Raw genomic sequence first — 22,060 nt, 5'->3', positions numbered from 1 at the left:
ATGAGTACAGAATTACTAATAAATGTCACGCCAAGTGAAAGCCGTGTTGCCCTAATCGAAAACGGTGTATTACAAGAAATTCAACTAGAGCGCATAGGTAACCTAGGAATTGTTGGCAACATATACTTAGGAAAAATAAGCCGCGTATTGCCAGGCATGCAAGCAGCTTTTGTTGATATAGGCCTAGAAAAAGCTGCTTTTTTGCATGCATCAGACATAGTTAATAGCGCCTCTATCGTTGAGGGTGTAGATGACGAGCCAATTAAAAAGGTTCAAGACATACGTGAGCTAGTACGCCAAGGCCAATACATTATGGTGCAAGTGGTTAAAGATCCACTAGGTACAAAAGGGGCCAGGCTTACCACCGATATCACTATTCCTTCTCGCTATTTAGTGTTTATGCCAGATGCAACGCATGTAGGTGTAAGCCAACGCATCGAAACTGAAGAAGAACGTGCGCGGCTTAAAAAAATAGTGGCAGAATACGGCGACGACAACGGTAGCTTTATTGTCCGTACTGCAGCTGAAGGGGCCAGTGAAGCGGAGCTAAGACACGATGCTGAATTTTTACAAAAACTGTGGCAAAAAATTGTATCCCGTCGTCAAAAAACTAATAAAGCCAGTATATTACATGAAGACTTAACGCTTGCATTTAGAACTCTTCGTGACTACGTAGGTGAGGATATGGAGCGCATAAGAGTTGACTCTAAGCTAACCTACCAAGAACTAAAATTGTTTACTGAAGAATTTGTACCTTTGCTTTCGCAGGCACTTGAGTACTACCCTGGTGAGCGTCCTATTTTTGATTTATTTGACGTTGAAACCGAAATTCAAAAAGCATTGCACCGCAAGGTTACGCTCAAGTCGGGGGGGTATTTAATTATCGACCAAACCGAAGCGATGACCACAGTTGATGTAAATACCGGCGCATTTGTAGGGCATCGTAATTTAGAAGAAACTATTTTTAACACCAATGTAGAGGCCACATCAGCCATTGCTAGGCAGCTACGACTGCGTAACTTAGGTGGTATTATTATTATCGATTTTATCGATATGATCAGCGAAGATCACAAACGCAGAGTATTACATTCACTAGAATCGGCGTTATCAAAAGACCGTGCAAAAGCCAACATAAATGGCTTAAGCGCATTAGGACTAGTAGAAATGACCCGAAAGCGCACTCGCGAAAGCCTTGAGCATATTCTGTGTGATGTATGTCCTGCTTGCTCTGGGCGTGGCTCACAAAAAACAGTTGAAACCGTATGCTATGAAATACTGCGCGAAATAGTGCGTGTTAACCGTGCCTATGATGCCGATAAATTTATGGTGTATGCAGCGCCTGCAGTAAGTGAAGCCTTACTCAACGATGAGTACCATAACCTAGCCGAACTTGAACTATTCATTGGTAAACAGGTCAATATCCAAACAGAGAGCCTATACAGCCAAGAGCAGTTTGATGTGGTAATGATGTAATGAAAACAAAAGCGGTCTGTTTTTTTTGTTTTAGAAAGTTATGGCAAACCTGCGCCATAATTTTAGTATTACTGGCCGTAATTGTTTCTATTTTAAAGTACACCTTACCTTATGCAAACGACTACAAAGGCGACATAGAAACCTACCTGCACGATAAATTTGCCATTAGTCTTTCTATAGGCGCAATCTCTGCCAGCTGGCATGGCGCAGGCCCAGCCTTGGTATTAGAAGATCTGTCCTTTAAGGATAACGAAACAGCGCCCATATCGCTTACTATTGCCAAAACAAGCCTAGAACTTAACTTATGGGAGAGCATTAAAGCCTTTCAGGTAAAGTCTAATTATTTTGTTATTAATGGCTTTCATACCAGTGTAAATATTCAAAATTTATTTAATAACACCAACAACGATGACGTCTCGTTTGAGCAAAAAGAGTTAATTGAAGAGTTGTTTTTAGGAGATACAGGGCATTTCGCTATTGAAAATTCGAGTATTAATTTTATTTTAGAAGATGGTAGAGAGCGTAAATTATTACTCGAAAACATAGTATGGCAAAACCAAGATGAACAACACTTAGGCAGCGGCAGCCTGGCTTTGCCAGGTATTAGTGTGGGTAGCTTTGACGCACGTATCGCGCTTAGTGGCAAAACTATAGAGCAGATTGCAGGTGATATTTACGTACAAGCAAATAGCGTAGATGTATCTAACTGGTTAGCGCAATATATTAATACTGAAAAACAACAGCTTTACACCGACATAAACTTAAAGTCTTGGCTTAAGCTCGAAAATGGGTTTATCAGCGATGTAAAAATGCAGTGGTTACCGAGTTTTGTGCACTGGCAAAATAACCAGCAAGCCAAGCAAGTGAGCTTAAGCGAAGGGGGATTTCATTTATTTCCTGAGGCAAATGCTTGGCACTTAAAAAGCACGGGTCTGACATTTAGTAATAACGACACAACCTGGCCCAGTCTAGAATTTGAGGCAAACTTAGGTAAGCAAAATAAGGTGTGGCTGCAGCAGGTTGATCTTTCTTTACTGAGTAACTTGGCGTCGTTAACTAATTTTGAAGCATTACAGCCACTTTTAAACCGCAAACCAAGTGGTTTCATCGATCAAGCCTACCTAGAACTTAATCCTGATGAGCAATGGCAGTTATGGTTTTCAGCTAATAAAATTGGCTGGCAAGAAGTCTCTGGTATTCCCGCAGCGCAGGCACTTAGAGTCTCGGGGCTTATAAATCAGCAGCGTGGGCGAGTGCAGCTATTTGGCGAAAACGGCACTTTAATAACCGGCGATAGTTTCAGTAAAAACATTGATTACAACCAAATTAATATCGATCTGGATTTAGCAAAAACAGATAATTACTGGTCTGTAAGCAGTAATAATATTTGGTTTGATAATAACGAAGTTACTTTAGCTGCGGAGCTTAATCTAAGCCTTAGCGACGATCCGCGTTTAGATCTTTACGCAGAAGCCTATGCAGAGGATGCAACAGTAGCCGGTCACTACTTTCCTTTAAAGGCTATGAGCTCTCAACTTGTAAGCTACTTAAACGGCGCAATAAAAGGGGGCGAAGTAGCTAAAGCGCAAGTATTATTTGCAGGCCCGTTATCTGGCTTTCCTTTTACTGATGGCAGCGGCCAGTTTGATGTACTTGCGCAAATAGACGATGCAACCTACGCGTTTGACCCTGAGTGGCCAGCGGTGAGTAATGCTAATGTGCAACTGCATTTTGCTAACGAGCGAATGGATATTTACAGCCAGCAAGGCCAGTTAGTTAATTTAGAAGTAGGCGATAGCGTGCACGTTAGTATTGCCGATTTAATGCATGCTGATGAGCTTATTGTACAAATAGATAAACGCGCGCAAATGGAAAAACTGCATGACTTTTTTGCCGCCACGCCGATTGCAAACCCTCTGGCTAATATTTTTGAGGTGGTACAGGGTAAAGGTCAAGCTGATGCAAGCGTAACACTTTTAATTGGCTCTAAATTTAAAGGTGGAGCGAGTGTAAGCGGTAAAGTTAAACTAAACGATTTACCTGTTTATATTGCAGCCCCAGGTATTGCGCTTGAAAAACTAAACGGCGAGCTTAGTTTTGAAAACGATACAATTAGCATGCAAAACGCCAGTGCTACATGGTTGGGTATGCCGCTTAGCATTAACTATAATAGTGCAAGCGAAGCTCAGCAGTACGCCGCTAATATTGATATAACGGCGCTGTTAAACGCAGATACGCTAACAACCCAGGCGCAAGGCGTGCTGAAAGGGTACCTAAGTGGGCAAAGTGAAGTTGATATAGGCCTTTCCCTTAATTTTACCGAGCAAGGCTTTAATTATCGCGCTCAGGTTAGCTCAGAGCTACGCGGCTTGACGAGCACATTACCTGCGCCTTATGGCAAAACAAGTGAGCAGGTTTGGCCGTTAACGGGCGTTGTGCAAGGCGATGATATTTCAAATCTTATTACGGCTAATGCTAATCAGCAGCTCTATTTTAATGCGATTTTAGAAAACGGTCAGCCGCAATTTAGTAATATGCATATTGTACTTGGCGAGCAAGATTTAGGGCTAAATCAAAAAGATTTAAGCGTTAATATCAATCTTGAACAAACGCAACTCGAAGCATGGTTTGAATTAATAGACCAAATAATTAAAGCTGCTCAAACGGAGCCTGGCCAGCAGTCTAAGGGTATTATGCCGCCATTAAATGAAGTGGTTGCGCATATTGACAAAGTTAATGCTAGCGACATTATTTTTAACGATTTTGAAATGCGCTTAGCACCCCAGCAAAACGACTTATATTTAAAGCTTAATGCCAAAGAGCTGCGTGCTGGCGTGTTTATTCCCAGCTCTCAACCAAGCCAGCCGATACGTATAAATAGCGATTACTTAAGACTTAACTTTGCACCTAAAGCAGAAGACAATCTTGAGATCACCGATGTACTGCCAGAGCAAAACCTAGCGTGGCTTAACACAGTCCCTGCTATTGAATTTGAATGTGCAGATTGTAAAGTGGCCAATTACCAGCTTGATAAAGTGAGCGCTTCGTTGGTCGGGGAAGGCGACAAGCTTACTATTTCTGAGCTTGTGGTTGATAAGGGCGATCATATTTTACGTACCAAAGGGCAATGGCAAGGTGGCTTTACGCAATTTAATGGTGAGCTTAAAAGTGACGATATAGGCGCGCTATTTGATGAATTTGATATCACCACCGCCATAAAAGATTCTAAAGCCGATATTAACTATAATCTTGCTTGGCAAGGTGCCCCGTATGACTTTGATATACCAAGTTTAGGCGGTGAAGTTAAATGGGATTTAGGCGAAGGTCACATTGCTGAAATAAGCGATGGGGGCGCGCGCGTATTTTCGTTACTTAGCCTTGACTCGCTAGTGCGTAAATTAAAACTCGATTTTAGAGACGTATTCTCAAAAGGCTTTTTTTATAACAGCTTACAAGGCTCTATGCAGCTAGATAAAGGCATAGCCTACACTAAAAATACCAAAATGGATGGCGTGCCTGCCGATTTAACGATTAACGGCTATGCTAATTTAAACACCCTTGAAATAGATTACGATTTAGCAGTGGCACCGCAAGTAACATCCAGCATTCCAGTTATTGTGGCTTGGATGGTTAATCCTGTTACGGGGCTTGCTGCACTCGCGCTAGATAAAGTGATTCACTCAGCAAGGGTGATATCTGAAATTAACTTTAAAGTAACCGGTAAAATGAACGATCCAGTAGTGCAAGAGCTTGATCGTAAAAGTAAAGAAGTGACCTTACCGCAAGCTGCACAAAATCAGCCCCAAGCAGCCAGTACGCTCAAGCTTAAAGATGCCGCGGTAACAGCAACACAATGAGTACACTAAACGCCAATATTGTTGCTTTGCAAATGTGCTCAGGCACTAACCCTGATGAAAACTTAGCAACCCTCGCTGATGCCTTAAATAAACTACCCGCAACGAGACCAATGCTTGTGTGTTTACCCGAGGCGTTTTTAGTATTTAGTAAAAGTGGCTATGATACGCTAGCGGTTGCTAAACGCATTACACACTACAAGCAGCAACTTAGTGCATTGTGTAAAAAGCATAATATTTGGTTAAATGCGGGCACTATCCCCGAGCCACATAAAAATGATAAATACTTTGCGGCTTCGCACTTATTTAATAGCCAAGGTGAATGCGTAGCCACGTATAATAAAATGCATTTATTTGATGTTGATGTGGCCGATAAAACCGCTAGCTACCGAGAGTCAGACTTTACCCAGGCAGGCGACGATGTGGTAGTGGTTGCTACACCGTTTGGTAAAATTGGCTTAACAGTGTGTTATGATTTGCGCTTTAGTGGATTATTTAGCGCAGTTGTACGCCAAGGGGCAGAAATAATTTTAGTGCCCAGTGCATTTACAGTCCCTACCGGGCAAGCACATTGGCAACCCTTATTAAGGGCACGTGCAATAGAAACGCAATGTTACGTTATTGCAGCGGCGCAGTATGGAACGCATCAAAATGGCCGCCAAACATACGGCCACAGTATTATTATTTCACCGTGGGGCGAGCAAATAGCAACGCTTAAAAGTGGGGTAGGGTTTATAAGCGGTTACGCCGACCTAAACCAATTAAATAAAATTAGAAGAGATATGCCCGTGCAATCTCATCAACGATTTAGAGAGCATTTATTATGAATTCGGTTGAACAGCATTTATTACACGACAGCCAGCTAAATCGAGAAGAACTCGAAAAAACGCTCGGGTATATTCATCAGCACAAAGTGGATTACGCCGATTTATACTTTCAATCAAGCCATCATGAGTCATGGGTGCTTGAAGATGGCTTAGTAAAAGAAGGCTCTTACAATGTAGAGCGTGGCGTAGGTGTACGTGCCGTTAGTGGTGAAAAAACAGGTTTTTCTTACTCTGATGCCATTAACCTTGAAGCGTTAAACAAAGCCGCAACGGCGGCTCGTAGCATTGCCGATGCAGGCGAAGATAAAACCATTAAAGTATTTAGTGATGTGAAAGCAAAAGAGCAATTTGCCCCGCATCAGCCAATATCAAGCATGAGTGACAGCGATAAAGTCAGTTTATTGCGTGAGCTTGAAAACTACATTCGCGAACTCGCCCCTGATGCGCAGCAAGTAATTAGTTCAATGTCGGCGGTATATGAAGAGGTATTAATTGCTGCCAGCGATGGCACGTTTGCTACTGATATACGCCCGCTTATTCGTTTAAACTGCTCCGTTTTGCTTGAAAAAAACGGTCGCCGTGAACGTGGTGGCGCAGGGGGCGGTGCACGTTTAGATTATGGTTACTTTAAAGAGCTAGTTGAAGGCAAGCCACGTTGGATGGGCTTTGCAGAAGAAGCCGTACGCCAGGCTAAAGTAAACCTAGAGGCAATTGATGCACCGGCTGGCACAATGGAAGTTGTACTTGGTAATGGTTGGCCAGGTGTGTTGCTACACGAAGCGGTAGGGCATGGTCTTGAAGGCGACTTTAACCGTAAAGGCGCGTCGGCATTTAGCGGTAAAGTGGGGCAAAAAGTAGCGTCTGAGCTGTGTACTGTAGTTGATGATGGCACCATGGCCGATCGCCGTGGTTCACTTAACGTTGATGATGAAGGCACACCTGCAGCTTATAACGTACTTATCGAAAACGGTATATTAAAAGGCTACATGCAAGATAAGCTCAATGCGCGTTTAATGGGCGTAAACCCAACCGGTAATGCACGTCGTGAGTCGTATGCGCATTTACCTATGCCACGTATGACTAACACCTACATGCTAGGGGGCGAGCATAGCCAAGCCGATATTATCAGCTCAGTTAAAAAAGGGGTATTTGCACCAAACTTTGGCGGCGGCCAAGTAGATATTACGTCAGGTAAGTTTGTATTTAGCGCATCAGAGGCGTATTTAATTGAAAACGGTAAAATTACCCAGCCAATTAAAGGCGCAACGCTAATTGGTAATGGCCCAGAGGTTATGCAGCATATTTCTATGGTAGGCAACGATTTAGCCCTTGATAAAGGCGTAGGTGTCTGTGGTAAAGATGGCCAAAGCGTTCCTGTAGGGGTAGGTCAACCAAGCCTTAAAATAGACCAACTTACAGTAGGTGGCACCGCATAAAACAATAAAGCGCGAAGCAATTCGCGCTTTATAGGTTAGCAATGCGAGGTTTACGTCTCGCTTTGATCTTCTTTATTTTTCTTCGCTTCTTCGTACCACAAATCCATAAAGCTCTCAGTTAACTTATGCTCAATCTCAAGGGCCTTATTAGTTGGGCAAAATAGCGTAAAGTTTGCTTTAAACTCCCCAAGCTCTGTAGTGCTAAAATGTATTACAGGTTCAGGTCCTGAAATTTTAGCATCTAACTTACGCTCTATCATTGAGTTGTAACGGCTTGCTACTTCTTCAAACTCTTCACAGTATTGCTTCGCTTTTTCGGTGAGTGGTGCGTGAATAGGGTAAGGGTTAAAACTTTCTCTTCTTACTATTGCAAAGTGATGGGTGGCAAAACGTTTTACAAAGTTTAAATTTATTATAGAGCTGGTAATAAGCTTGTTGTTGGGGATGTATATAGTTTTACGTGAAAATTGATAAGTGTGAATATCAATTTCATGTAAGGTGGTTTTTATCCAATCAGTCTCGGCCACTTCGCCAAAGTAATCACCTACTTGTATCCAGTCACCCACTCTAAATGGGCGCGTCGTAACAAGGTAAAAAAAGCCGATAACGCACTGTATAAACTCGCGAGTTGCAAGCACTATAGCCACCGCAAACGCAGCAATAGACAGCGCAAAATTTTGTATTTCGGTCGACCATACAAATAGCAGCGACAACACCATAACAAAATTAATAAAGTGCTTAATATTATGAGTGATGTAACGAATATCTTTTTCTTTTTTTTCAGCGCGGTTTCTTGCCAGTTTATCAACCAGTACTTTAAGTACGAAGGCAATGGCAAGCACGAATAGCGACACTAAAAAAGGGTGCATGAGTATGTCTTTAATCATAACGTCCAAATAGGAGAAGGGATATGCACGCTAAGTATATTGAGTAATCAATCCAATTAGCAAATTTAACCTACATAAAATAACGTATACCAATTGTGTTAGGTTATGAGTCATTTATAGCAGCAGGCAAATAGCGTGATAACAGGCATAAATTTTAATATGTAGTTACTCTACTTAAGATACTTATAATGCCGTTAGCGCTTTATTTAGCACGCCTAAATGACTAAATATTTAATTTAGTTGCTAATACTTAGCAGCTAGGCTGTTTGCTGTGTAATAGAGACCTGCGCGTGTTTAGCGTGTTTTAGGCAAAACAATACAAGCTCAATAGCAGCGATAAAAATAAGTGTATATCCTAGGGTTTCTATGCCTTCCTCAATAATGTTTTTAACCACCCGAACGTAGTGTTCTCCCATCACTGAGTGCCAAAACTCGCCCTTACCCATCATTCTCGAAAATGCGAGTAAGGTCACTAAGCCAGATAGGCAAATACCATAGCTCGGTGTTTGCGCATAAGCTTTTAAGGAGCGGTAGATAAAGCCTCGCTGGGTTTTTAAATAGAATATTACGCCCCCTAACAGCGTGTACACGATAGTTTGCCACGCGCCATCAAACACATACATATCTAGGTAAGTATCAAATTCTCTGACAAACATAGCAGCTGATAATGCAGCCAGTAACAAAGCGGCTATTTTAAGCTCAGAGTGAATGCGTGAGGCGTAGAAGAAAAGCAGGCAACTCAACAAGGTTAAAATATCTTGCATGTGTTCGGTTAGGGTTTCTTCACTGTAAAGTGCGTTTTGCTGTAAATCAAAGCCTTCAAGTTGAATTAAAAAAGCCACACCTGCTAAGCATAGTAAGTAAATAAACGATCGCAATAAGAACATATAAAAACCTAATTTGAGAACAATGCGCGGCAGTTTAATTGCAAAAATGGACAAAAGCCAAAGCATTCTCGAAACTTTTACGTTATTTATCTGTCTAAATTTTTTACTGTTAAATTAATGGGTTGGATGTTTGTTTTGTGTATTTATGATGTGTTATTTGTAACGCTATGAGTTGATTAATTGATCAATATACGTATAAGCATGCAAGTATAAAAAAGCCCTTACGCAAACAGAGTAAGGGCATTTAATGTTATAGGCCGGATATGCCTAGCGCATTGTTACAAACTCTTCAGAGCCTGTCGGATGCAGCGCAACCACGGCATCAAAATCAGCTTTAGTTGCGCCCATTTTCATTGCTACTGCAAAGCCTTGAATCATCTCATCAACAGCAAAGCCAATGCCGTGTAAGCCAACAACTTTTTCTTCAGGGCCTACACATACCAGCTTCATTGCACACGGTTGGCGATGTTGCGTAACAGCTGTGTACATAGCGGCAAAGCCCGACTTGTACACTTTCACGTTTTCTTCGCCGTGGCGAGCAATGGCTTCTTGCTCGGTTTCACCAATAGTGCCAATAGGTGGATGGCTAAATACCACGGTAGGTACAAGGCTGTAATCCATTTTTAAATCATCAGGGAGATCTTTATTAAATAAGCGCTCTGATAGGGTACGGCCGGCTTTAACAGCGACAGGTGTAAGTTCAATACCGTGTTCAATAATATCGCCTACAGCATAAATACCAGGTACATTGGTGTTTTGATATTCATCTACTTTTACATAACCAGAGCTATTTAGCTCAACCCCTGCTGCTGCAATGTTAATAACATCAGTGCTTGGCTCACGGCCAATAGCCCAAATTACTTGGTCAACGTTTTGGCTGTAACCATTTTCAAAATGTATGGTTAAGCTACCATCACTTTCTTTAACCACTTCTTTAGGCGAGCACTCAGTATGCAGTGTCGGGCCTTCTTTTTTCATGATCTCTACAAGGGTATCAACCAGTAGCGTATCAAAATTACGAAGTGGCGCATGTTTACGTACAAATAAATGGGTTTCAGTGCCCAGACCATGCAATACACCGGCAAGCTCTACAGCAATGTAGCCTGCGCCAATAACTGCAACTCGTTTAGGTTGCTCTGTTAATTCAAAAAAGCCATTTGAGTCTATGCCGTATTCTGCACCGGGTATATTAGGTGTGTGAGGACGGCCACCTACTGCAATCAAAATATGATCAGCCGTGTAATGCTCGCCGTTTACTTCTACGGTTTTGCTATCAACAAATTTAGCAAACCCGTTAATTACGGTTACGCCATTGTTAGCTAAACCGTTGTCGTACCCTTTATGAATGCGACCAATGTAGGCTTCGCGGCTTTCAACGAGTTTGCCCCAGTTAAAGTCTTTTACTTCTACGTTAAAACCGTAATCAGGTGCATATAAATTAATTGCTTCAGCAACTTGTGCGCCATGCCACATTACTTTTTTAGGCACACAACCTACATTAACACAGGTGCCGCCCATATGTTTTGCTTCGATAAGTGCTACTTTAGCGCCACGCATTGCCGCACGGTTAGCAGAGGCAATACCACCACTACCACCACCAATCGCAATGTAATCAAAATGCTGAGCCATGTTTTATCCTCAAAAAAATATTTAACTATAATGTGCCGATGATAGCATATGCTAAGTGCAAGTCACCCAGCGCGGCGCGCTAAAAAGCTGATAAATACAACAAACGAAATTGTTTATTATGCGGATCAGTTTCATTCTAAGCTATATTAGACCCATTAATGGAGGCTTGTATTTCATCGTTTTGCCCCAACTTCAAATTCATAGTCATTTAAATTGAGAAAATTCATGAGCGAAGCACAAACAAATCCACTCATTGGCCTAGAAGGCTTACCCCCGTTTTCAAAAATAAAGCCAGCGTACGTAGTACCGGCACTAAAGCACGGTATAGAGCAATGTCGTAAAGCTATAGATGAGGTGCTAGCGAAAGGCTCGTTTACATGGAACGATTTAGTATTACCCCTTGAAGAAGCGGACGATAAACTCTCGCGTATGTTCTCACCGGTATCGCACCTAAATTCAGTCATGAATAACGATGAATTACGTGAAGCCTACGAGCAATGTTTACCACTTATATCTGAGTACTCAACGTTTGTAGGGCAGCATCAAGGTCTGTACGATGCGTATAACACACTTTATAACAGCGATGAATTTAAAACACTGAGCACTGCACAGCAAAAAACCATTACCAACGCCCTACGTGATTTTAAACTCTCAGGCATTGCCCTATCAGCAGATGACAAAAAGCGTTACGGCGAAATTAGCACGCGTTTATCTGAACTGGCCTCTAAATTTGGTAATAATGTAATGGATGCTACGCTTGCATGGCATAAGCATATTACCGATGAAAGCCAATTGGCAGGCTTGCCAGAGTCGGCCTTGGCGCTTGCCAGCGAAACAGCTAAAAGCAAAGGTTTAGATGGCTGGGTATTTACGCTTGATTTTCCGTCTTACTTACCGGTAATGACCTATGCAGATGATCGTGAACTACGAAAAGAAACCTACACGGCGTTTTGTACGCGCGCTTCGGATCAAGGCCCTAATGCAGGTGAGTTTGATAACTCAGACATTATGAAAGAAGAGCTTGCGCTGCGCCATGAACTAGCGCAGCTGTTAGGGTTTAATAACTATGCTGAAAAATCATTAGCAACTAAAATGGCAGAATCGCCTGCGCAAGTTTTCTCTTTTTTAGAAGATTTAGCAGCTAAGTCTAAACCTCAAGCAGAGCAAGAAGTAGCAGAGTTAAAAGCCTATGCTGAGAAAAGGCATGGTATAGCTGAACTAGAAGCATGGGATTTTGGTTACTACAGCGAAAAGCTTAAGCAAGAAAAATACGCCATTTCAGATGAAGTATTACGCCCTTACTTCCCTGCGGACAAAGTGCTGAGTGGTTTATTTGAAACCGTTAATCGCCTTTTTGGTATTCAGGTAAAAGAAGTCAGCGATTTTGACACTTACCATAGCGATGTGCGCTTTTTTGAAATTTTTGATAGCAGCAATACATTGCGCGGTCGTTTTTACCTTGATTTATATGCACGCGAACGCAAACGCGGCGGCGCTTGGATGGACGACTGCATGGGCCGCAAAGTGCGAGCCAGTGGTGAGCTACAAACGCCAGTGGCGTATTTAGTGTGTAACTTTAACAAAGCAGTCGGTGATAAACCGGCGCTATTTACACATGATGAAGTAACCACATTATTCCACGAATTTGGCCACGGTATTCATCACATGCTTACCCAAGTTGATGCCGCGCCTGTTGCGGGTATCAACGGCGTTGCATGGGATGCCGTTGAGCTACCAAGCCAATTTTTAGAAAACTGGTGTTACGACGAACAAGCACTGAGCTTTATTTCAGGCCACTTTGAAACCGGTGAGCCATTACCAAAAGAATTACTTGATAAACTACTGGCTGCTAAAAACTATAATTCGGGTATGCAAATGCTGCGTCAAATTGAGTTTTCATTGTTCGATTTTAAAATTCACCACGACTACCAAGCAAATCAGGCGTGCCAAATTCAAGCGATTTTAAACGACGTTCGCAGCCGTACATCGGTTGTTAATCCGCCTGAATTCAACCGTTTTCAACATGGCTTTAGTCATATTTTTGCAGGCGGCTACAGTGCTGGTTATTACTCGTACAAGTGGGCTGAAGTACTCTCTGCAGATGCATTTTCTAAATTTGAAGAAGACGGTATTTTTAATGCCGAGACAGGCAAAGCCTTCTTAGAAAATATTTTAGAAAAAGGCGGCAGTGAAGAGCCTATGGCGTTATTTAAAAAGTTCCGCGGGCGCGAGCCAAACGTTGATGCGTTACTGCGTCACAGTGGTATAGCTGCATAAACAATTAGTTAACCTTATAAAGCGCCTATATGGCGCTTTTTTTATATTTTTTAATATATTGGACAATTGTTTTTAGTAATTTTAAGCACCCGTACTATGCTTTGTATATACATAGCAAAATGGACTAGGGCATGGCCAAGTTGGTACTGACAATTGATGACGATTTGTATGTTCATCGAATTATTGAAGAGGCTTTAGCAGGCTTTTGTAAGCTTATTCACGCTAAAGATGGTGAACAAGGATTTAAGCTAGCCAAAAAGCACACGCCCGACATCGTTTTACTCGATATAGAAATGCCCGGTAAATCAGGCTATGAAATTTGCCAAGCATTAAAAGCAGATGAGTCAACACACGATATACCTATTATGTTTTTGTCCTCTAAGGTGGAGCTTAACGATAGAGTAAAAGGCTACAGTGTAGGCGCGTCTGACTACATCATCAAACCCTTTAATACAGAAGAACTTATGGCGCGTATTAAAGTGCTTTATGAGTACCGACAGCAATGCGTAAAACTTAAACATGATGTCGCTAAAGCACAAAACACAGCGGCAATGGCCTTAGCTGAATCGGGAGACATGGGCCGTATAGTAAGGTTTGTAGGGCAAAGCTATCACTGTCATAACTTTCAGTCATTAAGCGAGCACTTACTTGCTTTTTTTACCCCGTTTAATTTAGATGTGGTCATTGTATTTTGGTATCAAGGGGGAAGCTATTTTTATAGTTTAGAAAGTGGTGTATGCCCACTCGAGCAAGAGCTTTTAGAGCAGCATCGCAATGCTAATCGATTTGTTGATATTGGTAGTAGCACCATTATTAACTACCCCAAAATATCTTTATTAATTAAAAATATGCCGGCTGATAATCGTGCTTTATACGGCCGCTATAAAGACTTATTCCCGCACATACTCGAGGTGACAAACGAAAAGGTCGTTGCTATGGAAAGAAACGAAAATAGCTTTGAGCAAGCCACTCAAATTAGCACTGCTTTGCAAGATATCGTAAAGCAACTTACCAGCCAAAATGTTGTACAAAATGACTACACCAGGCAGTTTATAGAGCAGCTGCATGAACTAAACTGCGCTATTAAACAAACACAAGCACAGGCAAACCCTGCAGATTTAACCTTATACATGTCTCAATTAGACGAAACGATGCAGCTGTTAGTAACCGCAAATAGTGATCTAGCGTTTATAAAATACCAGCTTAAACAAGTGACCGAGAGCCGCAACGAATTATTGTGTAACCTGCGTAGTAAAGTAGAAGAGGCCAGCTCACATAGTCTTGCGCATCAAAGCGATATAGAGCTATTTTAGTGCGTTAACGCTTGTTATACTGCAGCCGAAATTTTTCGTCGGAGAGTGTAGTGGTTATTCAGTGTGCTTTTAAAGAGTGTCGCCCGTATTTAAATGAGCTAGAAACGCGCTTTAACTTAACCCAATGGGCGCAAAGTTGTAGCGGTTTTAGCCTATATTTTGACGAAACAGGCCTAAACCTACTAAAAACTGATGAACCTAAGCTCGGCGCTATAAACGTAGACTTTGTAACGGGGGCTGTGGCGCACAGGCGAAAATTTGGTGGCGGAAAAGGGCAATCTATAGCTAAAGCGGTGGGCCTAAATAAAGGCGCAACGCCTGTTGTACTTGATGCCACCGCAGGCCTTGGACGAGATGGCTTTGTGCTGGCCTCTCTTGGTTGCAAAGTAATACTGCACGAGCGTCACCCTGTGGTAGCTGCTTTATTGTTTGATGGCTTAAAACGTGCCTACGACGACGCTGAAATTGGCCCTTGGATGCAGCAAAATATGAGCTTAGTGTTTGGCTCAAGCCATACATTGTTAGAGCAATGCGAGAGCATGCCCGATGTAGTGTATTTAGATCCTATGTTTCCACACCGTGAAAAATCAGCGCTAGTTAAAAAAGAAATGCGCGTATTTCAAGAGCTTGTTGGCGCAGACACCGACGCAGATGATCTACTTGATTTTGCCTATCCACTTGCTAGTAAGCGTGTTGTTGTAAAGCGCCCCGATTACGCCCCATTTTTAAATGACAAAACACCCAGCATGCAAATTAAAACAAAAAAGAACCGTTTTGATGTGTATGTAAAAGCGGCCATGGTTTAACGGCATTTAGCGTGTTGATCGGGCTTTAAGGATCTAGGATCTTATTGCTGTTTTATGTTAGAATTCGCACAATTTTTTGGCATAGAAAAGTAGCACAGCAATGATCTTAGATGATATTCGCATCGTTTTAGTTAACACCTCACACTCTGGCAACATTGGTTCGGTGGCCCGCGCCATGAAAACCATGGGCTTATCAAAGCTTTATTTAGTAGACCCTGCTTGTGAAGTAGATAGCCATGCAAGCGCGCTTGCAGCCGGTGCTACCGATGTATTAGGCAATGCGGTTATTGTTGATACCGTGGCTGATGCCATTGCCGATTGTGCATTAACAATTGGCACAAGCGCACGCTCGCGCACGTTGTCTTGGCCTATGGTCGAGCCGCGTGAGTGCGGTGAAAAGCTAGTTGCTGAGGCGGCGAATGGCCCAGTAGCACTTGTATTTGGTCGTGAAAATAGCGGATTGACCAACGAAGAGCTACAACTGTGTAACTACCATGTATGCATTCCTGCAAATCCTGAATATAGCTCGCTTAATTTAGCTATGGCCGTGCAAACACTAAGCTACGAAACGCGTATGGCGTTTTTAAATCAGCAGCCAAAGGCAGAGCAAGCAGACGATGAGACTGCTTATCCTAGTTCAAAACAAACAGAGTTATTTTACGAGCATTTAGAACAGACGCTTGATAACACTGGTTTTATTATTAAGCAGCACCCAGGTTTAGTGATGACTAAGCTACGTCGTTTGTTTAACCGAGCTCGCCCAGAAGAGGCTGAGCTAAACATACTGCGCGGTATTCTTACCTCAATTAATAAATCTATTCCTAAGTAAGGTATAGCATTTGGTTATAAAAACCTGCGGGTAAATAACGAGCTAATACTTGACTAAAACACTCAGGTAATTACAATACACCTAATACTTGACCAAAAAGGTCAAGTATTAAAAATTTGTTAATAGAACAAGGTTCTTAATCAAATTTTTATCAAGTGATAATACTTGACTATTTTACTCTGGTAATTAAAATTTGCACTCTTTTGTGCGGGGGGCGTTATGAAGTTAACATCAAAAGGCAGATATGCCGTAACAGCTATGCTGGATGTTGCACTACATGCGAGTGTAGGCCCTGTAGCCCTTGCTGATATTTCACAAAGACAAGAAATTTCTTTGTCTTACCTTGAGCAATTATTTGCCCGTTTACGTAAGAATGGCCTAGTGAGCTCGGTTCGTGGTCCTGGCGGGGGGTATTTGCTAGGTCGAGAAGCCACGGTTATCTCTGTTGGCGACGTTATTAGCGCTGTAGACGAATCGGTAGATGCAACACGCTGCCAAGGTGCCGATACCGGGTGTCAAAGTGGTATGCGGTGTTTAACTCACAGCTTATGGTCTGATTTAAGCGCACGCATCGAAGAGTTTTTAAATAATATTACCTTAGCTGAATTGGTGGAAAAGTCAGATGTAAAAGAAATTGCATCTCGCCAAGATAACAGCATCAATAATGCAATTAAGCAGTTGGAAAACATTCAAGTAAGCTGTCAACTATAAAGTTGACCTGCAGCGGAGAGAGAAATGAAGTTACCGATTTATTTAGATTACGCAGCGACCACGCCTGTTGATGAGCGTGTTGCAAAAGAAATGATGCAATGCCTGACAATGGACGGTAATTTTGGTAATCCTGCGTCACGTTCGCACCGTTTTGGTTGGCAAGCTGAAGAAGTAGTTGACCAAGCGCGTACTGACATTGCCGATTTAATTAATGCCGACCCACGTGAAATTGTTTTCACCTCGGGCGCTACAGAATCAAATAACCTTGCAATTAAAGGTGCAGCGCAGTTTTACAAAAAGAAAGGTAAGCACGTTATTACCGCTAAAACTGAGCACAAAGCAGTAATCGACACGTGTCGTGAGCTCGAGCGTCAAGGCTTTGAAGTAACCTACATGGACGTTGAAGAGAACGGCCTACTAGATCTTAAAAAGCTTGAAGAAACAATGCGTGAAGACACTGTACTTGTAAGCATTATGCACGTAAATAACGAGCTAGGTGTAATTCAAGACATTAACACCATTGGTGAAATGTGTCGTGAACGTAAGATAATGTTCCACGTAGACGCAGCACAAAGCGCAGGTAAAGTACTAATCGATGTGCAACAACTTAAAGTTGACTTTATGTCGTTCTCTGCTCACAAAGTATACGGTCCTAAAGGTATTGGTGCACTTTATGTGCGTCGTAAACCACGTGCTCGCTTAGAAGCGCAAATGCACGGTGGCGGTCACGAACGTGGTATGCGTTCAGGTACACTTGCAACGCATCAGCTAGTAGGTATGGGTGCAGCATTTAGAATTGCTAAGCAAGATTTTGAAAAAGATCACGCACATATCAGTGCATTACGTAAGCGCCTAATTGATGGCATTATGGCTGATATGGACGAAGTATACTTTAACGGCGCACAAGACCAATCTGTTCCAGGTATTGTGAATATCAGCTTTAACTTTGTTGAAGGTGAGTCGCTACTTATGGCAGTAAAAGATATAGCGGTATCGTCTGGTTCTGCGTGTACATCAGCAAGTTTAGAGCCTTCATATGTATTGCGCGCACTTGGTCGCAACGACGAACTAGCACACAGTTCAATTCGCTTCAGTATTGGTCGTTTCACTACCGAAGAAGAAATTGATTACACCGTTGAATTAATTAAAAACTCTATCGGTCGCCTACGCGAGATGTCTCCTTTGTGGGAAATGCATCAAGAAGGTATTGATTTAGATTCAGTTGAATGGGCTCACCACTAATACGTGTGAGCATCTACCGTAGCAGGTAATGAGGATAGAATTATGGCTTATAGTGATAAAGTAATCGACCACGTAGAAAACCCACGTAACGTGGGCGTTCTTGACAAAAACGATCCGTCAGTGGCAACGGGTATGGTTGGCGCACCAGCATGTGGTGACGTAATGAAATTGCAAATTAAAGTATCGTCTGAAGGCGTTATTGAAGATGCTAAATTTAAAACATACGGTTGTGGTAGTGCAATTGCTTCATCGTCACTGGTAACAGAGTGGGTGAAAGGTAAAACACTAGACGAAGCAGCAACCATTAAAAACACTGATATCAGTGCAGAGCTTGAATTACCACCAGTGAAAATTCACTGTTCAATTTTAGCTGAAGATGCAATTCAAGCAGCAATTGCTGATTACAAAAGCAAACAAGCGAAGTAAGAGATACTCATGGCAGTGACATTGACAGATGCGGCAGCAAACCGCGTACAATCATTTTTAGCAAACCGCGGTAAGGGTTTAGGCCTGCGCGTTGGCATTAAAACGACGGGCTGTTCAGGTCTTGCTTATGTACTTGAGTTTGTTGATGAGCTAAACGAAGACGATGAAACCTTTAAAGCTAAAGGCGTTACATTAATTGTGGATGCTAAAAGCTTGGTTTATATCGATGGCACAGAGCTTGACTACACCAAAGAAGGTTTAAATGAAGGGTTTAAATTTAATAACCCTAACCAAGCCGATGAGTGTGGTTGTGGCGAAAGTTTTACCGTTTAAGCTCAACTACCTTTGTAGTATTTATAAGCCCTGCCAGTAATTGTAGGGCTTTATTATTTGTGAATTATATTGGTTGAAGTTATGCGTTATTTTGAGTTATTTGCGATACCTGTTGATTATAATATCGACATGGCCACAATAAATAAGCACTACCTTGAGCTGCAACGCGCAGTGCACCCTGATCGTCAGGCTAATGCGAGTAGTCGCGATAAGTTGATGGCTGTACAAAGCACGGCTGAAATTAACGATGCCCTACAAACACTTAAGCACCCAGTTAAACGGGCCGAATATATGCTAAGTGAGTTAGGTGTTGATATTCGTGCAGAGCAGCAAACACTGCAAGATCCAATGTTTTTAATGCAGCAAATGGAGCTGCGTGAAGAGCTTGAAGAGCTTGCATCGGCGAGTGACCCTGATACCGCAATTGCTAATTTTGAATCACAAATAAAACAATTAAAAGCCCAGTACAGTAATGAACTTGCCGAGCAACTTGCAAGTAACGATGAGGCGCAATATCAACAAGCTGCTGATAATATTCGCAAATTAAAGTTTGTATATAAACTGAAAGACGAGCTTGAGCGCATTGAAGACAGTTTATTTGACGATTAATTACTTGCTGTAAAGCGAGCAACACGAGTTAAAAGAGCATTATGGCATTATTGCAAATTGCTGAGCCGGGGCAGAGCGCGGCACCACATGAACATAAATTAGCTATAGGAATTGACCTAGGCACCACAAATTCATTGGTAGCAACGGTACAAAGTGGCGAAGCCCGTACATTAACAGATGAGCTTGGTGCTGCCATGCTGCCATCGGTTGTACGCTATCAAGCCGGTGGTATAACAGTCGGTACTGAAGCTGCACAAGCAGCAACACAAGACCCAGCAAACACCCTAATTTCAGTTAAACGTTTTTTAGGTAAAACCCAAGCTGAAATTGAACAAAGTTATGGCCAGCTACCTTATCAATTTTGTGAAGACAACGGTTCACTAGCTATTCAAACAGAAGCTGGAAAAATAAGCCCTGTAACAGCTTCTAGCCATATTTTATCAGCATTAAAAGCACGTGCAGAGCAAAGTTTTGGTAACCAAGACATTTTAGGTGCTGTCATAACCGTACCGGCTTACTTTGATGATGCACAACGTCAAAGCACTAAAGATGCAGCCGAGCTTGCGGGCATTAACGTATTGCGCTTATTAAACGAGCCAACCGCTGCGGCAGTTGCCTATGGTTTAGATTCAGGCCAAGAAGGCATTATCGCTGTTTATGATTTAGGTGGAGGCACCTTTGATATTTCAATACTTCGTTTGCACCAAGGTGTGTTTGAAGTAATGGCTACCGGCGGTGACTCAAGCTTAGGCGGTGATGATTTCGATGCGTTATTGGTGGACTACTTTAAGCAGCAAACCGGTATTTCTACATTATCGCCTTCTGTGCTGCGCTTATTTATAAATAAAGCAAAAGCCTGTAAAGAAGCACTGAGCCAGTACGCAAAAGTGAATGTAGTACTTGAATTTGACGAGCAAAAACACACCGTAGAAGTTACACGCGAGACTTTTGACGAGTTGGCTATGCCGCTTGTTAAAAAAACGCTTCGTTCGTGTCGCCGTGCGGTAAAAGATGCTGGCATTGAAAACGAAGAAGTGCTGCAGGTTGTAATGGTAGGTGGCTCAACACGTATGCCACTGGTTCGCAGCCAAGTGGAAAGCTTTTTTGAAAAAGAACCGCTTACATCTATCGACCCTGATCGCGTTGTGGCATTAGGTGCCGCATTACAAGCTGATGTATTAGTGGGCAACAAGCCTGATTCTGACATGCTATTACTTGATGTATTGCCACTGTCGCTTGGACTTGAAACGATGGGTGGGTTAGTTGAAAAAATAATTCCGCGTAATACCACTATTCCTGTGGCTCGAGCACAAGAATTTACTACGTTTAAAGATGGCCAAACAGCTATGTCTTTACACGTACTTCAAGGTGAACGCGAACTGGTTGACGATTGCCGCTCGCTCGCTAAATTTAGTTTAAAAGGCATACCGGCTATGGCTGCAGGTGCTGCACATATTCGTGTTACCTTTAAAGTGGATGCCGATGGCTTGCTGAGTGTATCAGCAATGGAAAAATCAACAGGTGTGCAAGCTGAAATACAAGTTAAACCTTCGTTTGGCTTATCTGATGACCAAGTGGCTAACATGCTAAAAGAGTCAATGAGCAATGCTAAAGACGATATGCAAGCACGCATGCTTAAAGAGCAGCAAGTTGAAGCTCTTCGTGTTATAGAAGCGCTAGAAGCATCACTTGCGACGGATGGTGATTTGCTTGATGATATTCAGCTTGCAAATTTAAGAGCTGAAATAAGCGAGCTTGCTAAGGTGCGCGAAACAGCGACACAACCAAGTGATATTAAAGCCGCAATTGAAAAAGTAGATAACGCTAGCAGCGATTTTGCCTCGCGCAGAATGGATGCATCAATTAAAAAAGCCCTTACAGGGCAGTCAGTAGACAACGTTTAAAGAGGTTAGAATGCCACAAATTATTTTTCTTCCCCATCCGGAATTATGTCCTGACGGTGCAGCACTAGAAGCGCCACAGGGCGAAACAGTCCTTGATGTGGCCCTTAAAAATGGCATTAGTATTCCCCATGCATGTGAAAAATCGTGTGCATGTACCACGTGCCACTTAGTAATTCGCGAAGGCTTTGACTCACTAGATGAAAGCGACGAGCTAGAAGACGACATGTTAGATAAAGCATGGGGCTTAGAGCCAGAATCACGCTTAGGATGCCAAGCAGTTATTAGAGATGAAGACTTAGTGGTTGAAATACCAAAGTACAATCTCAATATCGTTAATGAAGAGCATTAATTCTAAACGGCTTTGATTTCATAAAAACCGCTGTAGTTGCTTGGTCTCTACAGCGGTTTTTTGTTTTAGCGCTTTCAGCTTTCAGCCGTCAGTTTTTAGCTGATCAAGATGAAGGTTCAGTTATTTGTGTTAATAAACTGAAGTAGCTTTACATTCATTTCTCGATTTTTTTAAGCTTTTGATAGCTGATAGCTGATAGCTGATAGCTGATAGCTGATAGCTGATAGCTGATAGCTGATAGCTGATAGCTGATAGCTGATAGCTGATA

At 42.3% G+C, this 22,060-nt stretch carries 18 protein-coding genes; 15 read left to right on the top strand and 3 right to left on the bottom strand.

The features are described from left to right. Genes rng through tldD form a run of 4 tightly spaced genes read left to right on the top strand, consistent with a single transcriptional unit; the run spans nucleotide 1 to nucleotide 7,590 of the window. Nucleotides 1-1,473, top strand: coding sequence for a ribonuclease G (gene rng, locus AN389_RS06790; protein WP_055014627.1), 1,473 nt, complete (start codon nucleotides 1-3; stop codon nucleotides 1,471-1,473). Continuing rightward, nucleotides 1,473-5,330: a YhdP family protein gene (locus AN389_RS06785; RefSeq protein ID WP_055019495.1), complete on the top strand. Its 3,858-nt coding sequence runs from the start codon at nucleotides 1,473-1,475 to the stop codon at nucleotides 5,328-5,330. Before rng ends, AN389_RS06785 begins: the two co-directional genes overlap by 1 nt. Continuing rightward, entirely contained in the window at nucleotides 5,327-6,154 is an 828-nt protein-coding gene (locus tag AN389_RS06780) for a carbon-nitrogen hydrolase family protein (protein WP_055017760.1), read from the top strand. Before AN389_RS06785 ends, AN389_RS06780 begins: the two co-directional genes overlap by 4 nt. Continuing rightward, on the top strand, nucleotides 6,151-7,590 hold the full coding sequence (gene tldD, locus AN389_RS06775; protein WP_055014630.1) for a metalloprotease TldD: 1,440 nt from the start codon (nucleotides 6,151-6,153) through the stop codon (nucleotides 7,588-7,590). The genes AN389_RS06780 and tldD overlap by 4 nt, the downstream gene beginning before the upstream one ends. A 50-nt stretch (nucleotides 7,591-7,640) precedes the next feature. On the opposite strand, the gene AN389_RS06770 is transcribed toward tldD, so the two are convergent. The 3 genes from AN389_RS06770 to gorA form a co-directional block, all read right to left on the bottom strand. Further along, nucleotides 7,641-8,477 (bottom strand): mechanosensitive ion channel family protein, encoded by an 837-nt coding sequence (locus AN389_RS06770; RefSeq protein WP_055017759.1) that lies wholly within the window; start codon nucleotides 8,475-8,477, stop codon nucleotides 7,641-7,643. A gap of 257 nt (nucleotides 8,478-8,734) precedes the next feature. After that, nucleotides 8,735-9,364 (bottom strand): hypothetical protein, encoded by a 630-nt coding sequence (locus tag AN389_RS06765; protein WP_055017799.1) that lies wholly within the window; start codon nucleotides 9,362-9,364, stop codon nucleotides 8,735-8,737. 267 nt (nucleotides 9,365-9,631) lie between these two features. Beyond that, a complete protein-coding gene (gorA, locus tag AN389_RS06760; RefSeq protein ID WP_055017758.1) occupies nucleotides 9,632-10,993 on the bottom strand; it encodes a glutathione-disulfide reductase in 1,362 nt (453 codons plus the stop codon). 225 nt (nucleotides 10,994-11,218) lie between these two features. Here gorA and prlC point away from each other — a divergent pair, with 225 nt between their 5' ends. The 11 genes from prlC to fdx all read left to right on the top strand — a co-directional run bounded on the left by prlC (nucleotide 11,219) and on the right by fdx (nucleotide 21,792). Further along, nucleotides 11,219-13,270 (top strand): oligopeptidase A, encoded by a 2,052-nt coding sequence (prlC, locus tag AN389_RS06755; RefSeq protein ID WP_055017757.1) that lies wholly within the window; start codon nucleotides 11,219-11,221, stop codon nucleotides 13,268-13,270. 131 nt (nucleotides 13,271-13,401) lie between these two features. Further along, on the top strand, nucleotides 13,402-14,583 hold the full coding sequence (locus AN389_RS06750; protein WP_055014634.1) for a PleD family two-component system response regulator: 1,182 nt from the start codon (nucleotides 13,402-13,404) through the stop codon (nucleotides 14,581-14,583). Nucleotides 14,584-14,633: 50 nt separating this feature from the next. Then, nucleotides 14,634-15,389: a class I SAM-dependent methyltransferase gene (locus AN389_RS06745; protein WP_055014635.1), complete on the top strand. Its 756-nt coding sequence runs from the start codon at nucleotides 14,634-14,636 to the stop codon at nucleotides 15,387-15,389. 100 nt (nucleotides 15,390-15,489) lie between these two features. Then, nucleotides 15,490-16,218 carry a tRNA (cytosine(32)/uridine(32)-2'-O)-methyltransferase TrmJ gene (trmJ, locus tag AN389_RS06740; protein WP_055019494.1) on the top strand — a complete coding sequence of 243 codons (729 nt, stop codon included), beginning with the start codon at nucleotides 15,490-15,492 and terminating at the stop codon, nucleotides 16,216-16,218. A 219-nt stretch (nucleotides 16,219-16,437) separates the two neighbouring features. Then, complete coding sequence (iscR, locus tag AN389_RS06735; protein WP_055016629.1) at nucleotides 16,438-16,929, top strand: Fe-S cluster assembly transcriptional regulator IscR; 492 nt, start codon at nucleotides 16,438-16,440, stop codon at nucleotides 16,927-16,929. A gap of 24 nt (nucleotides 16,930-16,953) precedes the next feature. Then, nucleotides 16,954-18,171: an IscS subfamily cysteine desulfurase gene (locus AN389_RS06730; RefSeq protein ID WP_055016628.1), complete on the top strand. Its 1,218-nt coding sequence runs from the start codon at nucleotides 16,954-16,956 to the stop codon at nucleotides 18,169-18,171. A gap of 42 nt (nucleotides 18,172-18,213) precedes the next feature. Then, the gene (gene iscU / locus AN389_RS06725; RefSeq protein WP_055016627.1) at nucleotides 18,214-18,597 is read left to right on the top strand and encodes a Fe-S cluster assembly scaffold IscU; all 384 of its coding nucleotides are present in this window, start codon (nucleotides 18,214-18,216) and stop codon (nucleotides 18,595-18,597) included. Nucleotides 18,598-18,606: 9 nt separating this feature from the next. Further along, nucleotides 18,607-18,930 carry an iron-sulfur cluster assembly protein IscA gene (iscA, locus tag AN389_RS06720; RefSeq protein WP_004585773.1) on the top strand — a complete coding sequence of 108 codons (324 nt, stop codon included), beginning with the start codon at nucleotides 18,607-18,609 and terminating at the stop codon, nucleotides 18,928-18,930. A gap of 81 nt (nucleotides 18,931-19,011) precedes the next feature. Further along, on the top strand, nucleotides 19,012-19,539 hold the full coding sequence (hscB, locus tag AN389_RS06715) for a co-chaperone HscB (protein WP_055016626.1): 528 nt from the start codon (nucleotides 19,012-19,014) through the stop codon (nucleotides 19,537-19,539). Between the two features lie 41 nt (nucleotides 19,540-19,580). Continuing rightward, on the top strand, nucleotides 19,581-21,443 hold the full coding sequence (gene hscA / locus AN389_RS06710) for a Fe-S protein assembly chaperone HscA (protein WP_055017756.1): 1,863 nt from the start codon (nucleotides 19,581-19,583) through the stop codon (nucleotides 21,441-21,443). 10 nt (nucleotides 21,444-21,453) lie between these two features. Further along, the gene (gene fdx, locus AN389_RS06705; RefSeq protein ID WP_055017755.1) at nucleotides 21,454-21,792 is read left to right on the top strand and encodes an ISC system 2Fe-2S type ferredoxin; all 339 of its coding nucleotides are present in this window, start codon (nucleotides 21,454-21,456) and stop codon (nucleotides 21,790-21,792) included. The last annotated feature ends 268 nt before the right edge of the window (nucleotides 21,793-22,060 follow it).

Source organism: Pseudoalteromonas sp. P1-7a (assembly GCF_001401855.1).
Taxonomy (GTDB): Bacteria; Pseudomonadota; Gammaproteobacteria; order Enterobacterales; family Alteromonadaceae; genus Pseudoalteromonas.
Note: the sequence above shows the minus strand (reverse complement) of the source record. Positions and strands in the feature narration are given on the sequence as shown.